8 protein-coding genes are annotated in these 13,511 nt (G+C 70.7%); all 8 read right to left on the reverse strand.

Features of this window, described 5'->3' with window-relative positions; genetic code table 11:
- Position 1: 1 nt before the first annotated feature.
- On the reverse strand, positions 2-943 hold the full coding sequence (locus tag RBB34_RS11720; RefSeq protein WP_306119413.1) for an ABC transporter permease: 942 nt from the start codon (positions 941-943) through the stop codon (positions 2-4).
- Positions 940-1,989, reverse strand: a complete 1,050-nt coding sequence (locus tag RBB34_RS11725; protein ID WP_306119414.1) for an ABC transporter permease — start codon at positions 1,987-1,989, stop codon at positions 940-942. The genes RBB34_RS11720 and RBB34_RS11725 overlap by 4 nt, the downstream gene beginning before the upstream one ends.
- A complete protein-coding gene (locus RBB34_RS11730) occupies positions 1,979-3,496 on the reverse strand; it encodes an ABC transporter ATP-binding protein (RefSeq protein ID WP_306119415.1) in 1,518 nt (505 codons plus the stop codon). The genes RBB34_RS11725 and RBB34_RS11730 overlap by 11 nt, the downstream gene beginning before the upstream one ends.
- Positions 3,493-4,869 (reverse strand): amidase, encoded by a 1,377-nt coding sequence (locus tag RBB34_RS11735; RefSeq protein WP_306119416.1) that lies wholly within the window; start codon positions 4,867-4,869, stop codon positions 3,493-3,495. Before RBB34_RS11735 ends, RBB34_RS11730 begins: the two co-directional genes overlap by 4 nt.
- Before the next feature lie 9 nt (positions 4,870-4,878).
- Complete coding sequence (locus RBB34_RS11740; protein WP_306119479.1) at positions 4,879-5,805, reverse strand: BMP family protein; 927 nt, start codon at positions 5,803-5,805, stop codon at positions 4,879-4,881.
- Between the two features lie 95 nt (positions 5,806-5,900).
- A complete protein-coding gene (locus RBB34_RS11745) occupies positions 5,901-7,217 on the reverse strand; it encodes an amidohydrolase family protein (RefSeq protein WP_306119417.1) in 1,317 nt (438 codons plus the stop codon).
- A 98-nt stretch (positions 7,218-7,315) separates the two neighbouring features.
- Entirely contained in the window at positions 7,316-11,626 is a 4,311-nt protein-coding gene (locus RBB34_RS11750; RefSeq protein WP_306119418.1) for a translocation/assembly module TamB domain-containing protein, read from the reverse strand.
- Position 11,627: 1 nt separating this feature from the next.
- Entirely contained in the window at positions 11,628-13,505 is a 1,878-nt protein-coding gene (locus tag RBB34_RS11755) for an autotransporter assembly complex family protein (protein WP_306119419.1), read from the reverse strand.
- Positions 13,506-13,511 lie beyond the last annotated feature (6 nt).

Consider the following 13,511-nt stretch of genomic DNA (forward strand, 5'->3'; position numbering starts at 1 on the left):
CTCAGCGCTCGCCGCGCCGATACGGCGCCATCAGCGCTTCGGGCACCTGTGCCCGGCGCGCCACCAGGATCAGCGCCAATATGGAAAGTAGATATGGCGCCATCAGGAAGAGCTGGTAGGGCACGTCCTCGACGACGTTCTGCAGCCTGAGCTGATAGGCATCGAAGAAGGCGAACAGCAACGCGCCGAGCAGCGCCTTGCCCGGCCGCCAGGACGCGAAGACGACCAGCGCGATGCAGATCCAGCCGCGCCCCTGCACCATCTGGGGAAAGAAGCTGTTGAAGGCGGCCATGGTCAGGAACGCGCCGCCGACCGCCATCAGCGCCGAGCCGGCGACGACCGCGCCGATGCGGATGGCGATCGGGTCGAGCCCCTGCGCTTCCACCGCATGCGGGTTCTCGCCGGTCATGCGGATGGCCAGCCCGACCGGCGTGCGATTGAGCACATAGGCGAGCACCGCCACCGCCGCCAGCGCCAGATAGGTCGGCGCGGTCTGCGCGAACAGCACCGGGCCGAGGAACGGTATGTCCGACAGGAACGGAATGGCGAGCGGCCGGAACGGCGCGATCGTCGGTGGCAGATCGCCCACCTCGACGATCAGCCGGTAAAGATAGTAGGACAGCGAGGAGGCGAACAGGGTGATGCCAAGCCCCGAAACGTGTTGCGACAGGGCGAGCGGCACCGTCAGAAAGGCATGCAGCAGCCCCATCAGCGCGCCCGACAGCGCGGCCACCGCAAGGCCGGTCCACAGATCGGCGCCCAGGAACACCGTCAGCCAGCCGACCATGGCGCCCATCGTCATGATCCCCTCGATGCCCAGATTGAGCACGCCCGCGCGCTCGCACAGGAGCGCGCCGAGCACGCCGAAGATCAGCGGCGTTGCGATGCGCAGCACCGCCGCCCACAGGCTCGCCGTGGTCAGGATGTCGAAGGCTTCCATCATCGGCGGATCCGGTAGGTGGTGAACAAGAGCGCGACCAGCATGGTCAGCAGCGACATCGCCATGATCACATCGGCGATGAAGCTGGGCACGCCGGTGGCGCGCGCCATGCCGTCAGCGCCCACGAAGATCGTGGCGACGAACAGTGCGGCGGCGACCACGCCCGCCGGATGCAGCGCCGCCAGCATGGCGACCACGATGCCCGAATAGCCGAAGCCGGGCGACAGCGTGGTGGTGACATTGCCGGTCACGCCCATCACCTCGATCGCGCCGGCAAGACCGGCCAGCGCGCCAGAAAGCAGCGCCACGCCCATGATGGTGCGCGGCAGCGACACGCCGGCGAATGCGGCCGCGCGCGCATTGAAGCCCGCCGCCCGTGCCTCGGCGCCGAACACCGTGCGCGCCAGAATCAGCCAGACGACCCCCGCCGCCGCGATCGCGACGACAAAGCCGACATGAAGGCGCGAGCGCGGCACCAGATCGGGCAGCCGCAAGGCCCCGTCCACCGGCACCGATTGCGGCCATCCGAACGCCAGCGGGTCGCGCAGCGGACCCTCGATCATCAGCCCGACGAACAAGATGACGACGAAATTGAGCAGAAGCGTCGTCACCACCTCGTCGACGCCGAAGCGCAGGCGCAGGAAGGCCGGCCCGGCCAGCAGCGCCGCGCCGGCCGCCATGCCGCCGGCCATCAGCAACGCCATGCCGATGACTGGCGGCAGCCCGGCGAGAAGAAAGTGGCCGGCCCAGGCGGTGACCAGCGCGCCGACATAGAACTGGCCCTCCCCGCCAATGTTCCACAAGCGCGAGCGGAAGGCGACGGCGGCGGCGAGCCCGGTCAGGATCAGCGGCGTCGCCCGTGTCAGCGTCTCGGTGACCGACAGCCGCGAGCCGAAGGCACCGCGCAGCATCTCGCCATAGGCGGTGAGCGGGCTGACACCGGCCATGGCGATCAGCCCGGCCGCCAGCACCATGGCCGCGGCGATGGCGGCGAGCGGCGCGATGGCGGCAAGGCCGAGCGGCACATGGGCGCGCCGTTCAAGCCGCATCGTCGCGCTCCCACATGCCCGCCATCATCAGCCCCAGCCGGCGCGAATCGGCCTGTTCGGCCGCCACCGGCGCCGACAGTCGGCCGCGCACGATCGCCTGCATGCGGTCGGCTAGGCCGATGGCCTCTTCGAGTTCCTCGGTGATCAGAAGGATCGCCGCGCCCTCGGCCCGCGCCGCCAGCAATTCGGCATGGACGGCGGCGATCGCCCCTTCGTCGAGCCCGCGCGTCGGCTGGTTGGCCAGGATGAAGCGCGGCCCCGCCGAAAGGATGCGTCCCAGGATCAGCTTTTGCATGTTGCCGCCCGAAAGCAGCCGCGTGCGCGTTTCGGCCGCCGCGCCGCGAATGTCGAAGCGCTCGATCAGCGTGTGCGCGAACCGGCGCGCGGCGCCGCGCCGCACGAAGCCGCGCGAGGAGAATTCGGCCGTGCCCATCCGTTCGAGCACGGCATTCTCCCAGACCGGCAGTTCGCCGACCGCGCCTTCGGCATGGCGATCCTCGGGAATGCGCCCGACGCCGGCGCGCACCAGCGCGCGCGGGCCGAGCGCTCCCATGTCTTCTCCGTTCAGCGTCAGACGGCCGGCATCGGGCCGCGCCAGCCCCGACAGCAGCCGCCCCAGCGCCGCCTGGCCATTGCCCGACACGCCGACAATGCCCAGGATCTCGCCCTCGCACACCTGGAACGACACGCCGTCGAGCCGCCTCTCGCCGCCCTCGCGCACCGTAATGTCCGTGCCGATCACCACCGGCGCGCCCGTCGCGTGCTGCTGGCGCCGGGGCCGGGTGACGCGCCGCCCGACCATCAGTTCGGCCAGTTCGTCCGGGTCGGTGTCGGCGGTGCGGCGCTCGGCGACGTTGCGGCCGCCGCGCAGCACCACCACCCGGTCCGATGCCGCCATCACCTCGTGCAGCTTGTGGCTGATGAAGATCAGCGACAGCCCGCCCCTGGTCATGCCGCGTAGTGTGTCGAACAGTCGTTCGGCCTCCGGCCGCGCCAGCACCGCCGTCGGCTCGTCGAGGATCAGAATGCTTGCGTCGCGGTAGAGCGCCTTGAGGATCTCCACGCGCTGGCGCTCGCCCACCGAAAGATCGCCGATGCGCGCGTCGGGGTCGACGGGCAGACCGAAGCGCTCGGCGATTGCGGCAAGCCGGGCGCGCGCCCGCGCCCGCTGGCTTTGCAGTCGCATCAGGGGTTCGGAGCCGAGCACGACATTGTCGAGCACGGTCAGATTGCCGGCCAGCGTGAAATGCTGGTGCACCATGCCGACGCCGGCCTCGATCGCCGCGCGCGGCTTGCCGGGCGGCAGCGTCGAGCCGAACACGTGCACTTCCCCCTCATCGGCGGTGTAATGGCCGAACAGGATGTTCATCAGCGTGGTCTTGCCGGCGCCGTTCTCGCCCAGAAGGGCGAGGATCTCGCCCTTCGCCAGCGACAGGCTCACCGCGTCATTGGCGACAAGCGTGCCGAAGCGCTTGGTGATGCCGTCGAGTTCGAGAACGGCCGTCATGGCAACCCCGCAACGGCAAACGGAAACGTCAACGCCGGCGCGACCGCCTCCAGCCGTGCGCCAAGCCCCAGCAATGCGGCGTCCGACCCCATCGGGCCGAGAAGCTGCACGCCGACGGGCAGCCCATCGTCAAGCCCGAAGGGCAGGGCAAGCGCCGGCAGCCCGGCGACATTGGCCAGCGAGACGTTCGGCGCCAGCGCCGCCATCTGCGCCAGGCGGGCGGCCGGATCGGTGGCCTGGGGATCGAACGCGCCGATGGCCGGCGGCGGACCCGACAGCACCGGCATGAGGATCACGTCGCACGCATCGAACAGCGCCCATGCCCGGTGCGAGACCCGGGCGAGCGCCCGGCTGGCCGCGAACAGTTCGGCGGCGCCCATGGTGCGGCCCTGCTCGGCGAAGGCGGCGGTGATCGGCGTCACCTCGTCGCACCCGATGTCCATGATAGCCAGCCAGTCGGCGAGCGAGGCGGTCAGGATCGTGCCGGCCACCTTGTGGGCGTCGGCGCCCAGCGTGTCGATCGACCCAAGAGGCTCGATCGCCGCGCCCAGATCCTCGAGCGCCCGCGCGGCGGCTCTTGTCCGTTCCTCGACCGCCGGTGCGCAGTTGCCGGGGATGGCCAGTCCGACACGCACACGATCGCCGAAGCCGACCGGCGCCGCGTCGGGGCAGGGGCCGCGCGCATCGCCGCCCGCCGCGGCAAAGGCGGTCGCCACGTCGCGCACCGTGCGCGCCAGCACCAGTTCGCCGACAATGCCCAGGAGGTGGTTGAAAAAGCCCGGCCCGCCCGGCGTCGCCCCGCGCGTCGGCTTGAGCCCGACCAGCCCGCAGCACGCCGCCGGCACGCGGATCGAGCCGGCCGCATCGGTCGCATGGGCGATGGCCGCGATGCCGGCGGCAACCGCGGCCGCCGCGCCGCCCGACGAGCCGCCCGGCGAAAGCGAGGTGTTCCACGGGTTGCGCGCCGGTGGCGCGCCCGGCGGCTCCGAGGTCAGGGCGAGGCCGAATTCGGGGGCGGTGGTGAGCCCGAACGGGATCAGCCCCGCCGCGCGAAACCGGCCGAACAGGGCGCTGTCCTCGTCCGGGTCGGCCATCCGGCGCCGGAGGGCGGGCGAACCGGCCGCCGTCGCCATGCCGGCGGCGGCCGAGCCCAGATCCTTGCCCGGGAACGGCACGCCGTGCAACGGCCCGCGCGCCGCGGCGGGCGCGGTGTCGGCGCGGCGCGCGGCGCCAAGCGCGCATTCGGCCTCGATGCGCGTCAGCGCACCGAGCCAAGCGTGACGCTCGGCCGCCTCGAGGGCGGCCGTCATGGCGGCATGTGCGCTCGTCTCCCCCGCCGCGATCGCAGCGGCGAGGGCCGTGGCATCGGCCACCAGAACGCCTTAAGCGGGCTCTTCGGCGTCGATGGGCACCTCGAAATCGCCGGCCTGGATGTCAGAGCGCTTCTGCTCCATCGCCGGGATGGCGTCGGCCGGAACCATTTCGGCGACGTAGATCAGATCGTTGCCGCCATGCTTCATGAAGGAATATTCGGTGTAGTCGCGGCCGACCGGATTGCCGGCATTGATGTCGGCGACGATCGCATCGATCGTCGGCCCGTAATGCCAGATCGCATTGGCGAACACGGTGTCCGGATAGCGCGGCGTGTAGTCGATCAGCGAGCCGATCGCCTTGACGCCGCGTTCCTGGGCGCCGTCGGCTGTGCCGATTCGCTCGCCGAACAGGATGTCGGCGCCCGCGTCGATCTGCGCGATGGCCGCTTCCTTGGCCTTGGCCGGGTCGAACCAGGCGCCGATGAACCCGTTCAGGAACGTCGCGTCGGGATTGACCTCGCTGACCCCCATGCGGAAGGCGTTGATCAGAAGGTTCACCTCGGGGATCGGATAGCCGCCGACCGAACCGAACACGTTGGAGTCCGACATCCGGCCAGCCAGCATGCCGGCGAGATAGGCCGCCTCATGGTTGCGCGTGCCGAACACGCCGAAATTGTCGCCCTGCGGCCCGCCCGACGAGCCCATCAGGAAGGCGGTGTCCGGATAGTCGGCGGCCACTTCGCGCGCCTCGCGCTCGACCGCATAGCTCTCGCCCCAGACCAGTTGATGGCCCGCCTCGGCATATTCGCGCATGGCACGCGGGTAGTCGGTGGCGGACACACCCTCGGAGAACTCGTATTCGATCTGGCCGGCCTCGGCGGCCTTCTGCATGGCCAGGTGGATGCGCGAGTTCCAGGCGTTTTCGACAGGCGAGGCGTGCACGCCGGCCACCTTCACCGGCGACTGCGCCCAGGCGCGCCCGACCAGGGCGGGCATGGCAAGCGTCGCGGCGGTGCCGATCAGCACCTTTCTGCGGGACGTGATGATGGGCATGGCATTTGGTCCTTTCCTGCGGGTGGGTGCGGGTCGTTTCATTCGGCCGCCGTTCTCAGATCGGTATCCTCGGCAACCGGCGCGTAATCGGCCGGATCGACCGTCGCCGGCCGGCCTTCGACGGCAAGCCTCGCCCGGCGCGGCGGGGTCTCGGCGATGACGCGGCCCTTGCGGATCACGCACAGCCGCGTCGCCTTCAGCCGCACCGCCTCGATCGGATCGCGCGCCTGCAGCACCACCAGGCTGGCCGGCCCGCCCTTGCGCAGGCGGGGATCGGGCAGGCCCATCGCCGCCGCGCCATTGACGGTCACCGCATCGAACGCCCAGGCCATCGCCTCGCGCGAGGTCATCGGCGCGGCGTGCACGGCCATGTGCGCGACTTCCAGCATGTCGGCCGAACCCAGCGGATACCAAGGGTCCATGGTGCAGTCCTGGCCGAAGGCGACATTGACGCCCGCCGCGCGCAATTCGGCGATGCGCGTCAGCCCGCGCCGGCGCGGATAGCTGTCCTGACGGCCCTGCAGCGTGATGTTGATAAGCGGGTTGGGCACGACGCTCATGCCGCTCTCGGCGATCAGCGCGATCAGCTTGGTCGCATAGTAGTTGTCCATCGAGTGCATGGAGGTGACGTGGCTGGCGACGACCCTCGACCCGAGTCCGAGCCGTGTCGCCTCGGCGGCGAGCGTTTCGATGTGCCGCGACATCGGATCGTCGCTTTCGTCGCAATGCAGGTCGACCGGCAGGCCGCGTTCGGCGGCGATCGCGCACAGCCGCTTCACCGAGGCGGCACCGTCTTCCATCGTGCGTTCGAAATGCGGAATGCCGCCGATCACGTCGACGCCCATGTCGAGCGCCCGTTCGAGATTGGCCTCGGCATTGGGCGAGCGGTAGAGCCCGTCCTGCGGAAAGGCGACGAGCTGCAGATCGATATGGTCGGCGACCTGCCGCCTGACCTCGAGCAGCGCCTCGACGGCGAGCAGCCGGTCGTCGCAGACATCGACGTGGCTGCGGATCGACAACAGTCCCTGCGCCACGGCGAGATCGCAATAGCGCAGCGCCCGCTCGATCACCGCCTCACGGGTGAGCTGCGGCTTGAGTTCGCCCCAGAGCGCGATCCCCTCGAGCAGCGTGCCCGAGCGGTTGAGCCGCGGCAGGCCAAGGCTCAGCGTGGCATCCATATGAAAGTGCGGGTCGACGAAGGGCGGCGAGGCCAGCCGGCCGCCGGCGTCGATCTCGCGCCGCGCGTCGGCGGCAAGGTTCGCGCCGATCTCGGCGATGCGGTCGCCGCTGATCGCGATGTCGACCGGGCCACGCCCATCGGGCAGCCGTGCATTGCGCACGACGAGATCGAGCATGTGCACCCCCGCGCCACCGCCTTGAAAACGCGAGTTAAGCAGGCCCGCATCGACCGGTCAAGAATGTGCGCGGCCGCGATGTTGCACTGCGGGAAAGATCAGTAGTCGCGCTCGAAGAACACGCCCAGCCGGGAGTCGCCTTCGGCATCGACGCTGCCGCGCGCGGTCAGCGAGTCGGTGATGTCCAGATTGATCGTGGTCTCGACGCCGCCGGGCTCGGTCTCCAGCTCCAGATAGACATTGTCCGACAGGTAGCGGCCGGCGCGCACGCCGACCCCGCCATCGTCCTGCTCGATGATGTCGAGATCGTCGACGCCGAGCGCACCGCGCAGCCCGCCGGCCAGATTGGAGTCGCCGCCGGCGAGCGAGGCCGCCGCCGCGGCCAGCCGGGCGATCTGGGTCGGCGACAGGCTGGCGATGTCGGCGCCGAACAGCACGCGCGCCAGGATCTCGTCCTCGGGCAGGGCCGGGTTCGAGCTCAATTGCAAGTCGAGATCGGAGACCGGCCCGCGCAGCGTGACGATGGCGGTCAGGTCGCCCGCCTGCGTCTCGGCGACCAGATCGATGAAGGGATCGAGATCGCCGGTCAGCGTCACCGAGCCGCGCGTGAAATCGAGGCGCTGGTTGAGCACCGAAAGGCGCCCGCGAATGAGCGAAAAGCCGCCCACCGGCCGCACGTCGTCGAGCGGGCCGGTGACCGAGACCCGTCCGCCGAGTTCGGCATCGAGCCCGCGCCCGCGCACGAAGATCTGATTGGGTGCGTTGATGGTCAGGTCGAGCCGATAGAGCGCCCGCGCCCCGGCGCCGGCCTGGCGCGGCATGACGGCGGCCAGGCGCTGCAATGTCAGCCGTGTCGGCCGGCCTTCGCCGACATGGCGCACATCGAGCAGGTCGGCGTCGCCGCCGAAGGCCTCGGGCACGGCGATCTCGGCGCCGGCGACATCGACCGTGCCGGCGATCAGCGCACCGCCGGCGAGTGGTCCGGTGATCGTCAGATCGGCACTGACATCGGCCGAGAAGAACTGCCCGTCCGTGTATCGCGCGCCGGACAGCCCGACGGCCAGATCGGCAGGCAGCTCCGGCCCCAGCCCGATCGTTCCCGACACGGTGAGCCCGCCCCCGCGCGAGAACCGTGCCGAGGCGCTGCGGATGACGATGCGGTCGCCCTCGAGCCCGGCCATCACGTTGACCGCGTTCAGTTCGATATTGGCGAGCGGGTCGACCACCGTGCCCCCCGAAACCGAGGCAAGGCCCGAAATGGCCGGGTCGGCGAGCGAGCCCGACACGTTCGCCTGCACGCGCAGCGTGCCCGAAAGGCGCGTGCCGCGACCGGCGAGCGCGGCATTGCCGAGCGCCAGCGGTGCGGTGCCGCTGACATCGAGGGCAAGACCGGCGCCGGCGATCGGGATCGCGCCGCTGGCCGACAGATCGAGTCCCTGCGGGTTGGTGGCGTTCAGCGCGGCGATCCGGATGGTTGCACCCGAAAAGGTGCCGCTCGCTTGCGCGTTGAGCGGCGCAAGTCCCGCCGCGCGCACCGGCTCGGCCGTCAGCCCGCTGCCGGACAGCTCGAAGCGCACCTGCGGATCGGCCGGCGTACCGGTGATGCTGGCGTCGCCGCTGACCGTGCCGGCAAGGCCGAGTTCGGGTCGGACCGCGTTGGCGATGGAGACGGGCAGGGCGCTCAGCGTCACGTCGACCGCGATGGTCTCGGCGATCGTGCCGCTCGCCGCGACGCGGCCGCCTTCGCCATCGAGCGCCAGCGCCTCGATGCGCGTCTGATCGCCGGCAAGCACGATGCGGGCCGGGGCCGCCAGCGATGCATCGCCATAGGGCGTGTCGAGATCGAGCCGGTCGAGCGCGATCCGGCGCCTCGCGCCCGTCAGCGACACCGTGCCGTCGGCTGCGATGTCGATGCCGCCTTCGAGCCGCGCCCGGCCATCGAAGGCCAGATCCGCCGCGGCGCCCGGCCGCAACGTCGCCTCGAGCGTGCGAATATCGGTTCCGGCAACCGAGACCGCGCCCGCCTCGATCCGTGCCGATCCGCCGACAGTTCCGAAGATGTCGGTCAGGTCCGCCTCGATCCGCGCCGTGCCGATGCGCGTGTCGCCAATGGCGATGGCGTCGGCATCGGCCGAAACCTCCGCGTCCTGCGTGCCGTCCGCGGCCGACAGCGCGATGTCGGCGTCGAGCGCGCCCGAAGCGTCGACGAGCGCCAGCGCGGCAAGGCCTGCAATGTTGTCGGCGTCGACATTGAGCGTGCCCGTCGCCAGGCTGTCTTCACCAAGGCGCAGGTCGCCGGTCACACGCGCCGCGCCCGCGCGCAGCGCCAGATCGTCGAGCGTCAGCGCGCCCTCGCCGTCGCGGGCGATCTCGGCCGACAGCGCGAACGGTTCGCCGCCGATGCGCCCATCGCCCGACAGCGCGCCGTCAATGGCGCCATCGAGCGCCTGACCGTCGAATTCGAGCCGCAGGCCCGAGACCGCCTGGCCCGCCAGCGCGCCGTCGGGCATGACGACCATGGCATCGATCCGGTAGGGCTGGGGCGCCGGGTCGGCCTCGGCCTCCTGGGGCGGTTCGGGGCGTGCAATGGCGATCTGCGCGCCGGCCATCCCGGACGAGGCGTCCGCGATCACGCCGAGGTCGGCAAGCGAGAACGCCGCGTTCACATCGGCGGCGACGCTCGACAGGCTGCCGTCGAGCGCAAAGGAGAACTGCGCGTTCTCGCCTTCGAGCGAATCGAATGCGAGCCCCTCGGTGGTGCGTGCGACGCCCCCTTCCAGGCGCAGGTCGCCGGCGAGCATGCGTCCCACGAGATCCTCGCCCGCGCCGAAGTCGGTGAGCGCGCCGGCGATGTCCAGATCGAACGCGCCGCCGAGCGGCTGCACCGCACCGTCGAGCGTCAGCCGCGCCGCGCCCGAAAGCGCCCGCCCGAAAAGGCCGGAGAGCGGCGCCAGATCGGCGCTGCGATAGGCGAGCGTCCCGTCAAACGCGGCCCCTTCGATCGCGCCCGCGCCCTGGGTCGTGCCGAATGCGCCTGCCAGCCGCAGCGCCTCGACCGTCAGCGGCGATTGCGCCTGCCAGGCGCCCGAGGCGTTGAACGAGACCGTGTCGCCGAGCGCCCGGTCCAGACCGGCATCGTCGGCCGCGATTCCCCGGGCTGCCCCGTCGAGCGCAAAGGTGACGCGGCGATCGTCGGGCTGCTGGAGCGCGGTCAGTTGCCCGCCGCCTTCAAGGCGCAGCGTGTCGATCGTCACCCCCTGGCTGCGCAGCGCCTCGATGTTCGCATCGAGCGTCCAGTCCCGCCCGCCATAGTCGAGCGCGATCCGGGCGCTGCCGATGCGCGTCTGCGTGCCGGGCAGATCGATGGGCGCGCGGTTGTCGCCGACGATCTCGGCATCGAGATCGAGCACCGCCGGAAAGCCGTCGGCCAGCAGCCGTCCCGTCAGATCGGCCGATACCGCACCGCCATCGAGCGTGAACTCGTCGATGATCGTGGTGCCGTCATCGCGCAGGGTCAGTTGGCCGGCGAGCTCGGTGCGCTCGCCGAAGAAGGCGCGCAGATCGTCGGGCAGGATATCGGCGAGCGGCCCGGCCAGCGCGAAATCGAGCCGCGTGCCGTTGGCCAGCAATCCGCGATCGGTCCGGAGCGATCCATCGAGAATGCGCGTCCCGCCGACGTCGAGGCCCAGATCGATGTCGAGCGCATCGACCGGCCCGCCGCCCTCGATGGCAAGCGAGACGGGCGGTCGGCCATCGAGGTTCAGAAGGTTCGCCAGGACGCCGTCGGCCGGCTCGTTCAGGCGGGCATCGAGGGTCAGCGTCTCGTCCTCGTACTGCGCGTCCAGCGCCAGCGTGCCGCCGGGGCCGTCCAGCCGCTCGATGTCGAGATCGGCGGCCAGTTCGCCCCCGTCGAGCATGAGCGAACCGTCGACCGACAGCACCGATTGCAGGCCGAACACGGCTTCGCCGAATTCGGCGCGCGGCAAGGCCAGCTCGTCGATGCTGACCGCAACGGGCAGTTCGGGAATGGAGAACGCGCGCGCTTCGGGCGCCGGCAGGCTGTCATCGGGCAGGGGCGGTCGCGTGAAGGTGAGCGCCTCGGCCGACAACTGCTCGATGTCGACGCGCCCGCGCAGCAACGCGCTGCGGTTCCAGACAAGGCGCGGCTCCTCGATGGAAAGCCACACCCCGTCCTCGTCCGACACGGTGATCCGCTCGAAGCTGACATCGGAGGACAGCGTGCCCTCGATGCCGATCAGCCGGATCTGCATGTTGGGCGCCGAGATCCGCTCCTCGACAAAGCGGATGAAGGCTGACCGCTCGGCCGCCTCGTCCTGCGCCTGCGCCGGTGTCAGCAGACCGGCCGTGGCGGCCGCGATCGGGATCGCTATGGCCCTGGCGCGCATCATCTCAGAACGCCTGTCCGATGCCGGCATAGATCGCCAGCACGTTGTCGCCCGGCCGCCGGTTGACCGGGAACGCCAGATCGACCCTGATCGGGCCGAATCCGGTATCGTAGCGCAGGCCGACGCCGGCGCCCACGCGCGGCGTCTGGGAGAAATCGGGCGTCGAGCCGGCGCTGACAAGGGCGGCGTCGACGAAGCCGACCGCGCCGATCCTCTCGGTGACCGATCGCCGCACTTCCACCGAGCCTTCCAGCAGCGACTTGCCGCCCATGGCGCTCATGCCGCCCGCGCCGATCGAGCGATGGGCGAAGCCGCGCACCGAGGCGCCACCGCCGGCGAAATAGAGCCGGTCGGGGGGCAATAGCGCCGGCGCCGGGCCGAACAGGGCGCCGGCCCTGATGCGCCCGGCGATCACGGTTCGGTCATCGGCGTCGAATGCCCGGTAGCCGCGCGCCTCGGCATCCAGTTGCAGCGCGCCATTGCCCAATTCCCATTCATAGAACGGGGTCACCGTACCGCTCAGGAACACGCCCGAGGTCGGATCGAGTTCGTCGTCGCGCGTGTCCAGTTCCGCACCGCCCGAAACGCCGAGGACGCCGAGCCGGCGCGTGCCGTTCATGTCGGTGAATTCGGCGTAGTCGGCAAACAGCGAGGCGCTGTAGGTCAGCGATGTCGACGCGAAATGGGTCAGGCTGACCGCCGTTCGCCCGCCGGTGCGGGTGTAGCTGTCCAGCACTTCGCGCTCGGCGATCGCTTCCAGCGTGACATCGGTATCGGGCGTGAACCGGCCCGGCAGGCCGAGCGTGGCGCCGAAGCGGTAGTCGTAGGCGCCCGGATCGGTCCCGCTGTCGATGCCGGACACGCTGCCTTCGATGCGCAGCCGCTCGGCGCGGCCGAACAGGTTGCGGTGCAGCCAGAACGCTTCCGCGCCGAGCCCGTCGACCGTGGAATAGCTGGCGCCGATGCCGATCCGGCGCAGCTTGCGTTCATCGACGATGACATTGATCGGCAGCCCATTGTCGGCGCCGACCTCCTCGCCCTCCTTGACCGCGGCGGTGTTGAACACGCCAAGGCGCTGCAATCGCTCGCGCGCACGTTCAATGTCGTCGGGGTCGTATTCCTCGCCGGGTCGCAGCCCGGTCTGGCGGGCGACGAAGGCCGGGTTCATCCGCTCCGTGCCCTCAACGGACACGTTTCCATAGACCGCGTAGGGACCCGGATCGAGCCCCATCGCCACGCGCAGGCGGCGCTCGCGATGGTTGGCGACGACCTGCTGGTCGGCGACGCGCGCCTTGGCGTAGCCCTGCTGGCGCCAGGCTTGAACGCTCAGATCGCCCGCCTCGCGCACGATGCCGGCCCGCGCCGGCGCCCCGGGCAGAAAACCGATATCGGCGGGGTCGGGCACCTGGTCGGTCCTGTCGTCGGTCGGCGGTGCCTGATTGTCGATGCGCAGCGTGCCGAAGGCGAAAGGCGCGACCGGATCGACGGTGACCGTGATCACCGTGCCGTCGGCGAAGTCGTGTCCGGCGGGCAGATCGGCCACTTCGGCGCCATTGGCGGTGATCGAGATCAGCCCGCCATAGCGCGCCTGGTTGTAGAGCGCGGCGAGCAGGCGCCGATAGTCGCCCTTGGCGCGCGCCAGTAGCCCGGCAGAGCCCGCCGCCGGCTCGTTCCGGCCCTGCCAGAGCGCCGAGGCCGATTGCAGCGCGTCCCGCAGCTCGTCGCCGCCGCCCTCGACATTGAACGACACCTGGTAGGGCTTGGGGTCGATCAGGTCCGGTTCGGCGACCTCCTGGCGGCACGGGCCGAACAGGCACAGGCCGAACAGTTCGAGCGCACCCGCCGGGGGCGCGGTCCAGATCAGCGCCGGGCCCGCCAGCAAGGCGGC

Origin of the sequence: Roseitalea sp. MMSF_3546, assembly GCF_030732865.1 — a bacterium.
Lineage (GTDB): Bacteria > Pseudomonadota > Alphaproteobacteria > Rhizobiales > Rhizobiaceae > Roseitalea.

Bases quoted from the DNA above. Each gene is read 5' to 3' on its own strand.
- RBB34_RS11720 (WP_306119413.1), bottom strand. From the start codon at position 943: ATGATGGAAGCCTTCGACATCCTGACCACGGCGAGCCTGTGGGCGGCG.
- RBB34_RS11725 (WP_306119414.1), bottom strand. From the start codon at position 1,989: ATGCGGCTTGAACGGCGCGCCCATGTGCCGCTCGGCCTTGCCGCCATC.
- RBB34_RS11730 (WP_306119415.1), bottom strand. From the start codon at position 3,496: ATGACGGCCGTTCTCGAACTCGACGGCATCACCAAGCGCTTCGGCACG.
- RBB34_RS11740 (WP_306119479.1), bottom strand. From the start codon at position 5,805: ATGCCCGCCCTGGTCGGGCGCGCCTGGGCGCAGTCGCCGGTGAAGGTG.
- RBB34_RS11745 (WP_306119417.1), bottom strand. From the start codon at position 7,217: ATGCTCGATCTCGTCGTGCGCAATGCACGGCTGCCCGATGGGCGTGGC.
- RBB34_RS11750 (WP_306119418.1), bottom strand. From the start codon at position 11,626: ATGATGCGCGCCAGGGCCATAGCGATCCCGATCGCGGCCGCCACGGCC.